Below are 14375 nucleotides of genomic sequence, written 5' to 3'. Positions count from 1 at the left end.
ACATGGTCATGGGCCCGACCTGCGGCATGGTGCTGGCCGACCTGGGGGCCGAGGTGATCAAGGTCGAGCCTCTGGCCGGCGACAACACGCGCAGGCTGCTGGGCTCCGGCGCCGGTTTCTTCCCGATGTTCAACCGCAACAAGAAAAGCATCGCGCTGGACCTGCAGCAACCCGAAGGCCGCGAGGCGGCGTTGCGCCTGATCGCCACCGCCGACATCGTCAGCGAAAACTTCAAGCCCGGCACCATGAAAAAGCTGGGGCTGGATTACGCCAGCCTCTCCAAACTGAACGAGCGGCTGATCTATGTGAGCCACAAGGGGTTTCTGCCTGGCCCCTACGACCACCGCACCGCCCTCGATGAAGTGGTGCAGATGATGGGTGGCCTGGCCTACATGACGGGCCGGCCCGGCGATCCGCTGCGTGCCGGCGCCAGCGTGAACGACATCATGGGCGGCATGTTCGGTGCCATCGGTGCCATGGCCGCACTGGCCGCGCGCGAAAAAACCGGCAAGGGCCAAGAGGTGCAGGCCGCACTGTTTGAAAACAATGTGTTCCTCGTGGCCCAGCACATGATGCAGTTCGCCGTGACGGGCCAGCCGGCTGCGCCCATGCCGGGGCGCATCTCGGCCTGGGGCATCTACGACGTGTTCACCGTTCGGGACGGCGCGCAGGTTTTTCTGGCCGTGGTCAGTGACACCCAGTGGCAGCTGTTTTGCGATGCTTTCGGTTTGGCCGACCTGCGGGCCGACCACCGGCTGGACAGCAACAACGACCGCGTCCGTGCGCGCAGCTGGCTGTTGCCGCTGTTGCGCGAACGGCTGGCACCGCGAACGGCGGCGGAGCTCAGCGCATTGTTCGAGCTGCACGGCTTGCCGTTTGCGCCCATCACCCGGCCCGAAGACCTGTTTGACGACCCGCACCTGCAGCAGACGGGCGGGCTGGCGCCTCTGACACTGCCGGATGGCCGCGCAACCCAGGTGCCACTGTTGCCGCTGACCCTGGCTGGCGAGCGTCCCGGTGTCCGCCTGAACCCGCCCGCGCTCGGTGAGCACAGCCGCAGCCTGCTGGCCAGCCTGGGTTACAGCGAGGCGGAAGTGGCCGCGCTGGTCGCGGGTGCTGTAGTGGCCGTGGCGCAATAAAAGACCTTTGAGCACCCATTGCCACCTTTCATGCGCATAATCGCGGGCCATGGACAAACTCAAGCAGATGGAATCCTTCGTCTCAGTGGCCACGCGCGGCAGCCTGACTGCCGCCGCCAATGCCGAGGGTGTGGCGCCTGCCATCATGGGGCGCCGGCTGGATGCGCTGGAGGAGCGGCTGGGCGTCAAGTTGCTGGTGCGCACCACGCGCCGCATCACGCTGACGCACGAAGGCAGTGCTTTCCTTGAGGACTGCCAGCGCCTGCTGATTGATGTTGCCAATGCCGAGGCCAGCGTCTCGGCCGGCGGCGTCAAGGCCAGTGGGCACCTGCGCATCACGGCGCCTGCCGGCTTCGGGCGCCGCCATGTGGCACCGCTGGTGCCGCGTTTTCGCGAGCTGCATGCCGATGTCACGATCTCGTTGAACCTCAGCGATCGCGTGGTCGATCTGGCGGGTGAGGGTTTTGACTGCGCGGTGCGTGTGGGTGACATGCCCGACTCGTCGCTGGTCAGTGTGCGCATGGCCGACAACCGCCGCCTCTGCGTGGCCACGCCCGGCTATTTGAAGCGTCACGGCACGCCGCAGCATCCCACCGACCTGGCGAAGTTCGACTGCCTGACCCTGTCCAGCGACGCATCGCAAACCCGCGGATGGGCGTTTCGCGTTCCGCGCAACGCCCAGGGGCGGCAACCTGAAGGCGCCCATGCGGGCACCGGCGTTCCGCGCAACGCCCAGGGGCCACAACGTGAAGGCGTCCTGACGGACGCGGCAGGTGGCGGCGACTTCGATGTCATCCACCTCAAACCCGGCGGCCCGCTCGATTGCTCGGACGGCCAGGTTCTGCACGACTGGTGCATGGAAGGTTATGGCATTGCCTGGCGCAGTACCTGGGAGGTCGAGGCCGAAATTGCCGAAGGCAAGCTGGTCGCGCTGCTGCAGGACTTCGATGCGCCGCCGAATGGCATCTACGCTGTGTTCCCCCAGCGCAAGCACCTGCCGTTGCGGGTGCGCCTGTGGATAGACTTCCTCAAGCACAATTACGGCCAGCCCGAGTTCTGGGCCAGCCTGCGCGCCCCGCGCCACTGAAAAGGACCATCGCATGACACTGGAAGCCCTGCTCGCCTATGCCCATATCCTGGCCATCCTGACCATGGTGGTGTTTCTTGCCAGCGAGGCGGCCCTGTGCCGTTCTGAATGGCTGAACGCAGCGGTGGTCGAGCGCCTGCGCAAGATCGACCTGATTTACGGCATCGCAGCCGTTGCCGTTCTCCTGACCGGTTTGCTGCGCGTCTTCCTTGGCGCCAAGGGCGCGAGCTGGTATGCCACCAACCCGCTGTTTTATGTCAAGCTGGCGCTGTTTGTGGCGATCGGGTTGCTGTCCATCAAGCCCACGCTGATGTTCGCCCGTTGGCGGCGGGAGCTGCGTGCAAGCGGCGCCTTGCCCGATGCGGCGTCGGTCCAGAAAGCACGCAGGCTGGTCATGGTGCAGGCGCACATCCTGCCTTTTATCCCGCTGGCCGCGGTGTTCCTGGCGCGCGGTTTTGGCTAGGGCTCGCTCTTACGGTGAAGACAGCCTAGAGCAGGCCTTGCAACAGCCAGAAAGCGGTGCCCCACATCATCAGGGCCACCAGCAGGTCCAGCACCCGCCAGATCAGCGGTGAATCAAGCCGGCGTCCCATGCACCAGAGTGCTGCCCCCAGGCTGGTGAACCACAGCAAAGAGCCGGTTGCCGCACCCAGGCCGAACACCGCATTGTCTGGCTGCGCATAAGCCAGGGAAGCCGTGCCGATCAGCACCGCGGTGTCCAGCCAGGCATGCGGATTCAGCCAGGACAGGGCCAGCGCCAGGCCGACCGCCTCGCGCCGCGTGGCATGCACCGCTGGTGGATTTGCTCCGTCTGCCGCAGCGCGTGTCGTTGGCTTGATGAATCGCTTCATCGCGTGAGCGCCATATAAAAGCAGTACCACCGCGCCGGCGCCGGTCATGGCGCGCAACAGCCAGCCGGTTTGGCCACCCAGTTGTGCCAGCCCGGCCACGCCGATGGTGATCAGCACCACGTCAGTGGCTGTGCAGATGGCAATGGTCAACCAGAGGTGCTGACGCGACAGCCCCGCGCGGATGACATGCGCGTTCTGCGGGCCAATGGCCATGATGAGCGAGAGGCTCAAGACCATGCCGGCAAAAAAGGCGGAAGCGGTGAGGGATGCCATAAGTAATGGGGTGCAGTCAGTCGACAGGAAAACACCCAGTTTTCTGCAGAGAGTCGTTCGTTTAAAGGAAATTAACTAAAATTGACTTTGCTCAATTAAAAATTAACCTCTTCATATGCTTGATGCCCGCCAGCTCGACGCTCTTGCCGCCGTGATCGAACACGGCAGTTTTGGCGCTGCGGCGAAGTCACTCAGTCTGACCCTGGCCGCAGTGTCGCTGCGCATCAAGTCACTGGAAGAGGCCATGGGCCAGCGTTTGCTGGTTCGCGGCAAAGCGGTGCGTGCCACGCCGGCGGGCCAGTCCTTGCTGGCGCATGTGCGCCAGGTGCGTTTGATGGAGGCGGACTTGCTGGGTGCGCTGGATGGGCGCCAAGGAGGCGGCACAACAGGCAAGGCTGCCCAATGGCGCAGCTTGAGTGTGGCGGTGAACGCCGATTCGCTGACCAGCTGGTTTTTGCCGGGAGCGGCCATGGCCTTGCAAAAACACCATCTGCTGCTGGACATCGTGATTGATGACCAGGACCACACCCATGACGCCCTTCAAAGCGGTGACGTGACGGGGTGTGTCACCACCCTGGCAGAGCCCATGCGTGGGTGCGTGGCCGAACCTTTGGGCGCGATGCGTTACCACTGCGTGGCCGCGCCGGCCTTGATCGCACAATGGAAAGCCGGCGCCTCCCGGGGCGCCTTGTCAGCCCATCAGCTGCTCGAAAATCCTGCGGTGATCTTCAACCGCAAGGATGCGCTGCAGGATACGTTTCTCGCACAGCATTTCGGGCTGCGCGTTGCTGGCTACCCGCGCCATTTCGTGCCCGCGGTCGATGCTTTTGAACTGGCGCTGGAGTTGGGCATGGGCTGGGGCATGGTGCCCGAACTGCTGCTGGCCGCACGCGGCCATCGCCCGCCGCTGGCCGAGGTGCTGCCCGGCCGGTGGGTGGATGTCGCCTTGTACTGGCAACACTGGGCGCGGGAGCCGGTGCTTGCACAGCGGCTGACGCGGGCCGTGAAAGACGCTGCCCGCGCCCGCTTGCGTCAGGCCTGAGCTGCTGCCGGCTTGCGCCACCAGATCTTTTTGCCCTCCCGCGAGAGACCGGTGAACGCAAAGTCCACTTCCGGCACGCGTCCGCTCACGATGTCGGTAATCGCCGCGCCCGAGCCGCAGGCGTGTGTCCAGCCCAGCGTGCCGTGCCCCGTGTTCAGGAACAGTTTGCGGGTGGCCGAGGCGCCGATGTAGGGCACGTTGGACGGTGTGGCCGGCCGCAGACCGGTCCAATACTGCGCGTTTTGCCCGTCCGTCATTTCCGGGAACAGCTCGCGTACGCGCCGCACAATGGCCTCGCAACGTACCAGGTTCAGATCGGTGTTGTAGCCGCCCAGCTCGGCCGTGCCGGCAATCCGCAGCCGGTTGCCCAGGCGCGAAAACACCAGCTTGTACTCGTCATCGGTCAGCGAGACATTGAATGAAGCCGCCTCATTGATCACTGGCAGCGTGACCGAGTAGCCCTTGGCCGGGTAGATGCGCAGGGTCTGGCCCAGCAAGCGCGCCCACTGCGGGCTGTAGGCACCCAGGCACATCACGTAGGCGTCGGACTGGACCTCGCTGACGATGCCGTCGGCATTGGCGATCTGCACGCCCGCCAGCGCACCGCCCTCCTGGCGCGCACCGACGATGCGGGTGTTGTACAGAAACTCGACCCCGGCCGATGCGCACAAGGCCGCCAGCCTGGCGGTGAACTGGTGGGCATCACCCGACTCGTCGCTGGCCGTCATGCTGCCGCCCACCAGCTTGTCGCGGCTGGCGGCCAGCGCCGGTTCGATGGCGATGCATTCCTCCGGCGTTTTCATGTCGAGCTCGCAACCGTACTCGCGCATCAGTGCGGCCGGTGCCTGCGCATCGGCATACTCTTTTTCACTGGTGTAGAAGTGCAGGATGCCTTCGGTCTTCTGCTGGTAATCGATGCCGGTGGCGGCGCGCAGGTTCTGCAGCGTGGCGCGGCTGTACAGGCCCAGGTTCACGATCTGCCTGATGTTGTGGCGCGTGCGGCCCGGCGTGCACTGGCGCAGGAAGTCCAGGCCCCAGAGCCACTGGTTCAGGTCGGGGCGCAGGCGAAACAGCAGCGGCGCGTCTTCGCGCATCAGCCATTTCAATACTTTCAGCGGTGCACCCGGGTTGGCCCAGGGCTCGGCATGGCTGACGGAGATCTGTCCGCCGTTGGCAAAGCTGGTTTCCAGCCCTGCGCCGGGCTGGCGATCGATGACGGTGACTTCGTGGCCGGCCTGGTGCAAAAACCAGGCGGAGGTGATACCGGTGACGCCGGCACCCAAAACGGTGACTTTCATGAAAACCCCAAGGAAAAAAGGTTGCAAGCCCTCATTGGGTATGCGCGAGCAGCTATGAAATAGATAGCATTTCAAGGCGGCAGCGTACACCCGTCAAGGGTGCCGCTCCCACTGTCCTTGGTACCTGAGAGATTCAACCCGCAGTGCATTTGGCGCTGGCGGGCTTTGCTCCTTCGGTGGTTGCCGCATTGCGCGGCAACTCTCTCCAGATTCGGCGTGTTTCATTCAATACGGGGGCCTGAGCGATCATGGGAGATTGCGCCTTCGGCGGCTTGCGCCTGGGCGCAAACACTCTCTTGAATGAGGCTCCATTGTGGCATGCCGCAATTTATGAAGGGCGTGCCGCAAAACAAAACCCCGGCAGCGGGGCTGCCGGGGTTGGACGTGATGGGGGAGCGAAACTTACTTGCTCAGGCACTCTTTCATGAAGGCCTTGCGCTCGTCGCCTTTTTTGCCTTTGGCTTCCACATTACAGGTCTTCATTTTGGTTTGCTGCGTGGGCGCTTCGGCCTTGGCGCTCAGGCACTGCTTCATGAAAGCCTTGCGCTCGTCGCCCTTTTTGCCTTCAGCCTCCTTGTTGCAGGTGCCCATCTTGGTCTGCTGGGCGGTTTTGGCGGGTTCGCCGGCGGCGTGAGCCACCGCGGACAGGCCTGTTGACAGGACGAAAGAGACAGCGATCAGGGACAACAGTTTTTTCATGGTGGCTCCAATATTGGGAAAACGGGTTGGATTGAATCCCGGCTGGAATTCCAGTACATAACGCGTGTTGCGACAGACCGGATGACCGTCCCGGCGCAAACCGTAAAATCAACGCATGCTCCTAGTCAAACAAGAATTGCTCGCGGTCCTGGCCGCAGAGCTGGAAAAGCTTTCACCCGGCGCCGGGGCCAAGGCCGCTTTTGAATCGCCCAAGGTGGCGGCCCATGGCGACTTTGCGTCCACCGCGGCCATGCAGCTGGCCAAGCCCCTCAAGCTCAACCCGCGCCAGGTGGCCGAAGGCCTGCGCGATGCGCTGCTGGCCGCGCCGACCTACCGGCAGTGGGTCGATGCCATCGAGATCGCCGGGCCAGGCTTCATCAATTTCCGGCTCAAGCCCGCGGCCAAGCAGGCCACAGTGCGCGAGATACTCACGGCCGCCGGGCAATACGGCGTCAAGCCGGCAGACCAGGCGCGCCGCATGATTGTCGAGTTCGTCTCGGCAAACCCGACCGGCCCTTTGCATGTGGGCCATGGCCGCCAGGCTGCGCTGGGCGACGCGATCTGCAACCTTTTCGCCACCCAGGGCTGGAATGTCTACCGCGAGTTCTATTACAACGACGCCGGCGTGCAGATTCACACCCTGGCCACCAGCACGCAGGCCCGCGCCAAGGGGTTGAAGCCCGGTGACGCGCTCTGGCCGGAGCCCGCCTACAACGGTGACTACATCGAGGACATTGCGCGCGACTTCATCGCCAAAAAAACCGTCAAATCCGACGACCGCGAGTTCACTGCCTCGGGCGACATCGAGGACCTGGCCGCGATCCGCCAGTTTGCCGTGGCCTACCTGCGCCACGAGCAGGACCTGGACCTGAAAGCTTTTTCCGTCGGTTTCGACAATTACTACCTCGAGTCCAGCCTGTACAGCTCGGGCCGGGTTGAATCGACGGTGGCCAGGCTGAAAGCTGCTGGCAAAACCTATGAGCAGGATGGCGCGCTCTGGCTGAAGTCCACCGACTACGGGGACGACAAAGACCGCGTGATGAAAAAAAGCGACGGCACGTACACCTACTTCGTGCCCGACGTCGCCTACCACCTCGCCAAGTGGGAGCGCGGGTTCACCAAAGCCATCAACATCCAGGGCATGGACCACCACGGCACGATTGCCCGGGTGCGCGCCGGCCTGCAGGCCGCGGCCGCCGGCATTCCCGAGGGCTACCCCGACTACGTGCTGCACACCATGGTGCGCGTGATGCGCAACGGCGAAGAAGTCAAAATTTCCAAGCGTGCCGGCAGCTATGTCACCTTGCGCGACCTGATCGAGTGGACCAGCAAGGATGCGGTGCGCTTTTTCCTGCTCAGCCGCAAGCCCGACACCGAGTATGTGTTTGACATTGACCTGGCCCTTGCCAAGAACAATGAAAATCCAGTGTACTACGTGCAGTACGCCCACGCCCGCATCTGTTCCGTGCTGGCGGCCTGGGGCGGCGACACGGCCACGCTCAAGGGTGCGGACCTCTCGGCCCTCAGCAGCCCACAAGCCCAGGCGCTGATGCTGCTGATGGCCAAATACCCGGACATGCTGGCCAACGCCGCCACCGGTTTTGCACCGCACGACGTGGCTTTTTACCTGCGCGAACTGGCCGCCTGCTACCACAGCTATTACGACGCCGAGCGCATTCTGGTCGAGGACGATGTGGTCAAGCTGGCGCGCCTCGCGCTCGTCGCTGCCACGGCGCAGGTGTTGCACAATGGCCTGGCTGTGCTGGGCGTTGACGCCCCGCACAAGATGTAAGGAACGACGAGACCATGGCGCGCAATTTTTCTATCACCAGGCAAGGCATGAACACACAAAGAGGCGGAACGCTCCTGGGGCTCATCATCGGCGCGCTGATCGGCCTGGCTGCGGCCTTGGCCGTGGCCGTCTATGTCACGAAGGTGCCGATTCCTTTCATGAACAAGAGCCAGCCGCGTAGCCCCGACCATGACGCGGCCGAGGCCAAGAAAAACCGCGACTGGGATCCGAATGCCCCCTTGCAGGGGAAAAATCCCGCCAAACCGGCTGCCGTCACCGGTACGCCTTTGCCTGCCGCCACGCCCCAGAAGCCAGTGACCGATCCGGCCACCCCGGTCGCCAAACCAGCGAATCCCGCGGCAGACCCGATTGGCGACCTGGCCAAAGCCCGGCTTGCCGCCCCGGCGGCGGCGCCGGTAGCCATTGCCCCGTCGGGCGCCGAGCCGTTCAATTATTTTGTGCAGGTCGGCGCGTTCCGCACGCCGGAAGACGCCGAACAGCAGCGCGCCAAGATTTCCCTGATGGGCATGGAAGCCAAGGTGACCGAGCGCGAGCAATCGGGCCGCACCGTGTACCGTGTGCGCCTGGGGCCATTCGATAAAAAGGACGAGGCCGAGAAGGCCAAGGAGCGCCTCGATGCCAGCGGTGTGGAAACCGCCCTGGTTCGGGTTCAGCGATAACCATGCCTTGCGGCGGCCGGGACTGAACTTTCTGGCGCCAAGGTGTCAAACCTTGCGCACTAACGGAGAAATGATTGATGCAACGACGTGAATTTTCGATGTCCGCCGCTTCGGTGGCGGCCGCCGCTTCCCTGGGTGTGTTGGCCACTTCGGCGCAGGCCCAAGGCCTGGCGCCCAAGGCCGGCAGCGACTACATCGTGCTCGACAAGCGGGCGCCGGTCGAGGCCCCGGCCGGCAAGGTGGAAGTGGTGGAATTTTTCTGGTACAGCTGCCCGCACTGCAACCGTTTTGAGCCGGCACTGGACGAGTGGATCAAAAAAGCACCGAAAGACGTGGTGATTCGCCGCGTGCCGATTGCCTTCCGTCCCGACTTCGAGCCCCAGCAGCGCCTTTTCTATGTGCTCGAGGCCATGAATAAGGTGGGAGAACTCCACAAAAAGGTGTTTTACGCCATCCATGTGGAAAAACAGCTGCTTAATACGGCCGAACTGATCGTCGCCTGGGTTGAAAAGCAGGGCATCGACAAGGCGAAATTCCTCGAGATTTATAACTCGTTTTCCGTGGCAACCAAAGCCCGCAAGGCCACGCAGCTGCAGGACGCCTACCGGATTGACGGCGTTCCGGCGCTCGGCGTCGCCGGGCGCTATTTCACCTCGGGTTCGATGGCGCAGACCATGGAACGTGCCCTGCTGGTCACGGACTACCTCATTGCCCAGGCAAGAAAAGGTTAGCCCCCACGCTTGTCGCTTCGCGTACTGCGCTGCCCCCCGAGGGGGCGCTGCGCCTGCGGGCCGGCTAAGCCGGACCCGCGGCCCCTGCTGGTGGAGAAGACGCTGCCTCACGGTTGTTTCGACCCATCCCCATCCCGTTCGGTCTGAGCCTGGCCTGTCCTGAGCTTGGCGGAGGACGAAGGATGCCCCTCGTGGCCGTCGAACCCCGCCCCGAATGGGCGGTTTTTTATGGGCGGGGCCAATTCGCCGGGGATGCGTCGCTACAATGAGGCAACACAACAAAAGCAGCAAGATTCGTGCCTTTATGAAAATCCCCGCTTGTTTATTGACGCTTGCGCTGGCGCTGGCGGTTTTCCCGGCTTCGGCTGAAAAGGCCGACCGCGACAAACCCATGAACGCCGAGGCCGACGCCCTGCGTTATGACGACCTGAACCAGACCAGCGTTTTCACCGGCAACGTCGTCATCACCAAGGGCACCATCATCATCCGGGGCGCCAGGGTCGATGTGAAACAGGATGCCGAGGGTTACCAGACCGCGATCGTGATTGCGGCGCCCGACAAGCTGGCTTTTTACCGCAAGAAACGCGACCTCGTGGACGAATACATCGAAGGGGAAGGCGAAAGAATCGAGTACGACAGCCGCGCCGACACCGTCAAATTCATCCGGCGCGCGGTCTTGCGCCGTTATGTCGGCGCCACGCTGGCCGACGAAACCACCGGCGAGCTGATCGTTTACGACAACCCGACCGATGTGTTCACCGTTGACAGCGGCCCGCAAAGCAAGACAGCCGCCAACCCGACCGGGCGCATTCGCGCCTTGCTTGCTCCGCGCAACAAGGCGTCGGCGCCGGGCACACCTGCAGCAGCGCCGTCGGCCGGTCCCTCCCCCAATTTACGGCCCAGCACCACGCTGGGCAATGACAAGAAGTAAGCAAGCCCCCATGGAAGTGTCCCCGGAAACCGCTCCCGTCAGCCGCCTGGTTGCCACCGGCTTGCAAAAATCGTACGGAAGCCGCCAGGTCGTCAGGGACGTGTCCCTCACCGTGCAAAAAGGCGAAGTGGTCGGTTTGCTCGGCCCGAACGGTGCCGGCAAAACGACTTCGTTTTACATGATCGTCGGGCTGGTGCGCGCCGATGCCGGCGAGATCACCATCGACGGCCTGTCCGTCGAGCACATGCCGATTCACAAGCGTTCGCGCCTGGGCTTGAGTTACCTGCCGCAGGAAGCCTCGATTTTCCGCAAGCTGACCGTTGAACAAAACGTGCGCGCCGTGCTGGAGCTGCAGACCGACGAAGCCGGCAAGCCGCTGAGCGCGGCCATGATCAATGAGCGTCTGGACAGCCTGCTGCAGGACCTGCGCGTTGACCATCTGCGCGATTCCCCGGCGCCGGCGCTGTCCGGCGGCGAGCGCCGCCGCGTGGAAATTGCACGCGCGCTGGCCACACAGCCGCGGTTCATCCTGCTCGACGAGCCCTTCGCCGGCATCGACCCGATTGCGGTGATCGAGATCCAGCGCATCATCGGCTTCCTCAAATCGCGCGGCATCGGTGTGCTCATCACCGACCACAACGTGCGCGAAACCCTGGGCATCTGCGACCACGCCTGCATCATCAGCGACGGCCATGTGCTGGCGGCCGGGACGCCTTCTGAAATCGTGAACAACGCCGACGTGCGCCGGGTCTACCTCGGTGAGCACTTCAAGATGTGATGGCTCCCCTCCGTTGTCGCTCACTGCGTGTAGCTCCCTCCCCCCCGCAGGGGGCGGCGCCTGCGCCCCGGCTGAGCCGGTTGCGCGGCCCCCGCTTGCCTGAGATGCTCCAACCCGCTTTCGCGCGCGCTTAGGCATGTCATGAAACAGGGGTTGTCCCTTCGGGTTTCACAGCATCTGGCGCTCACGCCGCAGTTGCAGCAATCCATCCGCCTGCTGCAGCTTTCCACGCTGGAGCTGAGCCAGGAGGTCGAGCAGATGCTCGACGAAAACCCGTTTCTCGAGCTGGCTGAAGAGGCGGCGCCGCGTGAGGATTTCGGCCTGGGCCAGGTCGACACGCCGGTCAGCCTGGAAACCCGGGAGTTCGAGTCCACTACAGAATCCATAGCAGTCAGCGCAGACGATACGGGGGCTACAGGCCAAAATGATGCCGAGCCCAGCAGCGAGGCCAAGCTGGAGGAAAGCTGGGAGGGCGACGGCAGTGTGGATACCGCGCCCGATGACAACGAGTGGGGCGGCGACGCCGCGCCGCGCAAGAACAACAACGACGACAGCGATGTCGATGCCACCGAACTGGCGCGCAGCCAGGAGTCGCTGCAGGACCACCTGCACCGCCAGGCCCTGTCGCTGCGCCTCTCGCCCGAAGGCAAGGCCGCGCTGCACTTCCTGATCGAATCGCTCAATGACGACGGCTACCTGGAAGACAGCCTGGCCTCGCTGGCGGCCGGCCTGGCGGGGGACGACCTCGAACAGCTGGAGCAGCTCGAACATGAGTTCGCCGTGGCGCTCAAGCTGTTGCACCACATGGAGCCCGCCGGCGTCGGCGCGCGTAACCTGGCCGAATGTCTGGGCCTGCAGCTGCTGGACTGCAAGGACTGCGACGAAACCCGCGCCGCCATGGCCATGTGCAAGCAGCCCATGGAACTTCTGGCCAAGCGCGACTTCAAACGCCTGGCCCAGCTCTGCGGCTTTTCCGAGAATGTGATCAAGGGTGCGATAACGCTGATCGGCCGGCTCGACCCCAAACCGGGCCGGCGTTTTGTCAATGTCGAGCGCAACCTGGTCGTGCCCGACGTGCTGGTCGTCAAGTCTGGCCGCGGCTTCAAGGTCTCGCTCAACAGCGACGTGATGCCGCGCCTGCGCGTGCATGACATTTACGCCAACGCCCTGAAGCAGAACAAGGGCCAGGGCGGCCAGGCCCTGCAGCAGCGGCTGCAGGAAGCGCGCTGGTTCATCAAGAATATCCAGCAACGCTTTGACACCATCCTGCGCGTCAGCAGCGCGATTGTCGAACGGCAGAAAAACTTCTTCACGCACGGTGAACTGGCGATGCGGCCGCTGGTGCTGCGCGAGATCGCCGACGAGCTGGGCCTGCATGAATCAACGATTTCGCGCGTGACCACCGCCAAATACATGAGCACGCCCTTCGGCACTTTCGAGCTCAAGTATTTCTTCGGCTCGGCGCTGGGCACCGAAACCGGTGGCAATGCCTCCAGCACCGCGGTGCGCGCGCTGATCAAGCAGTTTGTCGCCTCCGAAAGCCTGAAAAAGCCGCTCAGCGACAACCAGATTTCCGAGATGCTCAAGGAGCAGGGCATCGAATGCGCACGCCGCACCGTCGCCAAATACCGCGAAGCCCTGCGCATTGCGCCGGCGAACCTCAGAAAATCCTTATGAACCAGCTCCAGTTATTTTTGCCCTGCGCCGCGGGCGTGGAGGAACTGCTCGCCGCCGAAGTCAAGCGCATCACCGGTACCCAGGGCAAAGCCTGGCGCGCCGGCGTGCAGGTAACCGGCTCCTGGCGCGACGCGCTGCAGCTCAACCTGCACAGCCGCCTGGCCCAGCGCGTGCTGATCGAGCTGCAGCACAACAGCTACCGCAGCGAGCAGGACCTGTACAACGCCGCCGCCGGTGTGGCGTGGGAGATCTGGTTCACGCCCAAGCAGACCTTCAAGGTCGAGATCACCGCGCAGCACAGCCCGCTGACCAGCCTGAACTTCGCCGCGCTCAAGATCAAGGATGCGATCGCCGACCGCTTCCGCGACAAATACGATGTGCGCCCCGACGTCGACACGCGCTGGCCCGACGTGCGCGTCTACGCGCACCTGACCACCGACACGGTCACGCTGTACATCGACACCTCGGGCGAGCCGCTGTTCAAGCGCGGCTGGCGCGAGGACAAGGGCGACGCACCGCTGAAGGAAACGCTGGCTGCCGCCATGCTGGCCGCCAGCGGCTGGAGCGGCGAGAACGGGCTATGCAAACAGGGCGTGCCGCTGTACGACCCCTGCTGCGGCTCGGGCACCATCGTCATTGAGGCGGCGCAGGTTGCCTGCAACATTGCCGCAGGCATGGGCCGGCGTTTTGCCTTTGAAAAGTTTGTGCCCTTCCAGGCCCACGTCTGGGAAGGCCTGCAGGACCAGGCCGAGCAGGCCATCACGCCGCCGACGGCGCCGGTCTTCGGCAGTGATGTCTCCTTCCGCATGGTTGACTTCGCCGAGCGCAATGCCGAACGCGCCGGCGTTTCGCATGCCGTGCAGCTGCGCGGCGGCGACGCGTTGCAGCGCATGCCGCCCGCGCCTTCGGGCGTGATGCTGGTGAACCCGCCCTATGGCGAGCGCATCGATGTGGCCGGTGTGGCCGGTATCCCCGCCGTGCAGGGCCGCGACCAGCGCCGCCAGCAAGGCGGCCAAGCGCAACATGACCACCGCAACCAGCCGATCGACGAGTTTGGCCAGCCTTTGAGCCGTGACGCCGGCGACACCCGTGAAGAGCCCGCCTTCGAAACATCGCGTGACCGCTCGGCCAACCCGGGCCGCGAGCAGGCGCTGACGGACAGCGGCGAGCAGGCCTCGGACTTCTTTCCCCAGCTGGCCAGCCACTGGAAGAAAAACTACGCCGGCTGGACCGCACACGTGCTCACGCCCGACATGAAGCTGCCGCAAAAGATGCGGCTCAAGGAATCGCGCCGCGTGCCGATGTGGAACGGCCCCATCGAATGCCGCCTGTTCCGCTTTGACATGGTGGCCGGTTCGGCGCGCGAGAAAAAACCGGCCGCCACACCCGGAACCTGA

The 14375-nt window shown here is 64.0% G+C and carries 14 protein-coding genes and 1 riboswitch; of the genes, 11 read left to right on the top strand and 3 right to left on the bottom strand.

Going from position 1 to position 14375, the window contains the following annotated elements:
* The first annotated feature begins 2 nt into the window (after nt 1–2).
* From WA904_RS01480 to WA904_RS01470, 3 genes are read left to right on the top strand one after another with little or no spacing between them, the layout of a single operon-like run.
* Nucleotides 3–1139, top strand: a complete 1137-nt coding sequence (locus WA904_RS01480) for a CaiB/BaiF CoA transferase family protein (RefSeq protein ID WP_425195374.1) — start codon at nt 3–5, stop codon at nt 1137–1139.
* Nucleotides 1140–1188: 49 nt separating this feature from the next.
* Complete coding sequence (locus WA904_RS01475) at nt 1189–2226, top strand: LysR family transcriptional regulator (protein WP_425195351.1); 1038 nt, start codon at nt 1189–1191, stop codon at nt 2224–2226.
* 13 nt (nt 2227–2239) lie between these two features.
* Nucleotides 2240–2689, top strand: a complete 450-nt coding sequence (locus tag WA904_RS01470) for a DUF2214 family protein (protein ID WP_425195350.1) — start codon at nt 2240–2242, stop codon at nt 2687–2689.
* 25 nt (nt 2690–2714) lie between these two features.
* On the opposite strand, the gene WA904_RS01465 is transcribed toward WA904_RS01470, so the two are convergent.
* Nucleotides 2715–3350, bottom strand: coding sequence for a LysE/ArgO family amino acid transporter (locus WA904_RS01465; protein ID WP_425195349.1), 636 nt, complete (start codon nt 3348–3350; stop codon nt 2715–2717).
* 115 nt (nt 3351–3465) lie between these two features.
* Between WA904_RS01465 and WA904_RS01460 the strand changes: the two genes are divergently transcribed.
* Nucleotides 3466–4392: an HTH-type transcriptional regulator ArgP gene (locus tag WA904_RS01460; RefSeq protein ID WP_425195348.1), complete on the top strand. Its 927-nt coding sequence runs from the start codon at nt 3466–3468 to the stop codon at nt 4390–4392.
* On the opposite strand, the gene WA904_RS01455 is transcribed toward WA904_RS01460, so the two are convergent.
* Both WA904_RS01455 and WA904_RS01450 read right to left on the bottom strand, forming a co-directional pair.
* Nucleotides 4383–5690 (bottom strand): D-amino acid dehydrogenase, encoded by a 1308-nt coding sequence (locus tag WA904_RS01455; protein WP_425195347.1) that lies wholly within the window; start codon nt 5688–5690, stop codon nt 4383–4385. The two genes, WA904_RS01460 and WA904_RS01455, sit on opposite strands and share 10 nt — an antisense overlap.
* 216 nt (nt 5691–5906) lie before the next feature.
* Nucleotides 5907–5999: riboswitch (glycine riboswitch) on the bottom strand.
* A 93-nt stretch (nt 6000–6092) separates the two neighbouring features.
* Nucleotides 6093–6389: a PsiF family protein gene (locus WA904_RS01450; protein WP_425195346.1), complete on the bottom strand. Its 297-nt coding sequence runs from the start codon at nt 6387–6389 to the stop codon at nt 6093–6095.
* Between the two features lie 115 nt (nt 6390–6504).
* Between WA904_RS01450 and argS the strand changes: the two genes are divergently transcribed.
* The 7 genes from argS (at nt 6505) to WA904_RS01415 (ending at nt 14375) form a co-directional block, all read left to right on the top strand.
* On the top strand, nt 6505–8181 hold the full coding sequence (gene argS, locus WA904_RS01445; protein ID WP_425195345.1) for an arginine--tRNA ligase: 1677 nt from the start codon (nt 6505–6507) through the stop codon (nt 8179–8181).
* A 47-nt stretch (nt 8182–8228) separates the two neighbouring features.
* Complete coding sequence (locus WA904_RS01440) at nt 8229–8861, top strand: SPOR domain-containing protein (protein ID WP_425195344.1); 633 nt, start codon at nt 8229–8231, stop codon at nt 8859–8861.
* Nucleotides 8862–8938: 77 nt separating this feature from the next.
* Entirely contained in the window at nt 8939–9592 is a 654-nt protein-coding gene (locus WA904_RS01435; RefSeq protein ID WP_425195343.1) for a thiol:disulfide interchange protein DsbA/DsbL, read from the top strand.
* A 304-nt stretch (nt 9593–9896) separates the two neighbouring features.
* Entirely contained in the window at nt 9897–10523 is a 627-nt protein-coding gene (lptA, locus tag WA904_RS01430; protein ID WP_425195342.1) for a lipopolysaccharide transport periplasmic protein LptA, read from the top strand.
* Between the two features lie 10 nt (nt 10524–10533).
* Entirely contained in the window at nt 10534–11301 is a 768-nt protein-coding gene (gene lptB / locus WA904_RS01425; RefSeq protein WP_425195341.1) for an LPS export ABC transporter ATP-binding protein, read from the top strand.
* Between the two features lie 141 nt (nt 11302–11442).
* Complete coding sequence (locus WA904_RS01420; protein ID WP_425195340.1) at nt 11443–12978, top strand: RNA polymerase factor sigma-54; 1536 nt, start codon at nt 11443–11445, stop codon at nt 12976–12978.
* On the top strand, nt 12975–14375 hold the full coding sequence (locus tag WA904_RS01415) for a THUMP domain-containing class I SAM-dependent RNA methyltransferase (protein WP_425195339.1): 1401 nt from the start codon (nt 12975–12977) through the stop codon (nt 14373–14375). Before WA904_RS01420 ends, WA904_RS01415 begins: the two co-directional genes overlap by 4 nt.

The organism is Polaromonas sp. (assembly GCF_049790275.1).
Taxonomy (GTDB): domain Bacteria; phylum Pseudomonadota; class Gammaproteobacteria; order Burkholderiales; family Burkholderiaceae_C; genus Polaromonas.
The sequence above is the reverse complement of the archived record's forward strand: the minus strand, read 5'-3'. Positions and strand labels throughout refer to the sequence as shown.

What these genes read in the sequence shown, in the direction of transcription:
- WA904_RS01480 (WP_425195374.1), top strand. Translation starts at nt 3, where the DNA reads ATGGTCATGGGCCCGACCTGCGGCATGGTGCTGGCCGACCTGGGGGCC.
- argS (WP_425195345.1), top strand. Translation starts at nt 6,505, where the DNA reads ATGCTCCTAGTCAAACAAGAATTGCTCGCGGTCCTGGCCGCAGAGCTG.
- WA904_RS01435 (WP_425195343.1), top strand. Translation starts at nt 8,939, where the DNA reads ATGCAACGACGTGAATTTTCGATGTCCGCCGCTTCGGTGGCGGCCGCC.
- WA904_RS01465 (WP_425195349.1), bottom strand. Translation starts at nt 3,350, where the DNA reads ATGGCATCCCTCACCGCTTCCGCCTTTTTTGCCGGCATGGTCTTGAGC.
- lptA (WP_425195342.1), top strand. Translation starts at nt 9,897, where the DNA reads ATGAAAATCCCCGCTTGTTTATTGACGCTTGCGCTGGCGCTGGCGGTT.
- WA904_RS01415 (WP_425195339.1), top strand. Translation starts at nt 12,975, where the DNA reads ATGAACCAGCTCCAGTTATTTTTGCCCTGCGCCGCGGGCGTGGAGGAA.
- WA904_RS01470 (WP_425195350.1), top strand. Translation starts at nt 2,240, where the DNA reads ATGACACTGGAAGCCCTGCTCGCCTATGCCCATATCCTGGCCATCCTG.
- WA904_RS01420 (WP_425195340.1), top strand. Translation starts at nt 11,443, where the DNA reads ATGAAACAGGGGTTGTCCCTTCGGGTTTCACAGCATCTGGCGCTCACG.
- WA904_RS01475 (WP_425195351.1), top strand. Translation starts at nt 1,189, where the DNA reads ATGGACAAACTCAAGCAGATGGAATCCTTCGTCTCAGTGGCCACGCGC.
- WA904_RS01440 (WP_425195344.1), top strand. Translation starts at nt 8,229, where the DNA reads ATGAACACACAAAGAGGCGGAACGCTCCTGGGGCTCATCATCGGCGCG.
- WA904_RS01455 (WP_425195347.1), bottom strand. Translation starts at nt 5,690, where the DNA reads ATGAAAGTCACCGTTTTGGGTGCCGGCGTCACCGGTATCACCTCCGCC.
- WA904_RS01450 (WP_425195346.1), bottom strand. Translation starts at nt 6,389, where the DNA reads ATGAAAAAACTGTTGTCCCTGATCGCTGTCTCTTTCGTCCTGTCAACA.
- lptB (WP_425195341.1), top strand. Translation starts at nt 10,534, where the DNA reads ATGGAAGTGTCCCCGGAAACCGCTCCCGTCAGCCGCCTGGTTGCCACC.
- WA904_RS01460 (WP_425195348.1), top strand. Translation starts at nt 3,466, where the DNA reads ATGCTTGATGCCCGCCAGCTCGACGCTCTTGCCGCCGTGATCGAACAC.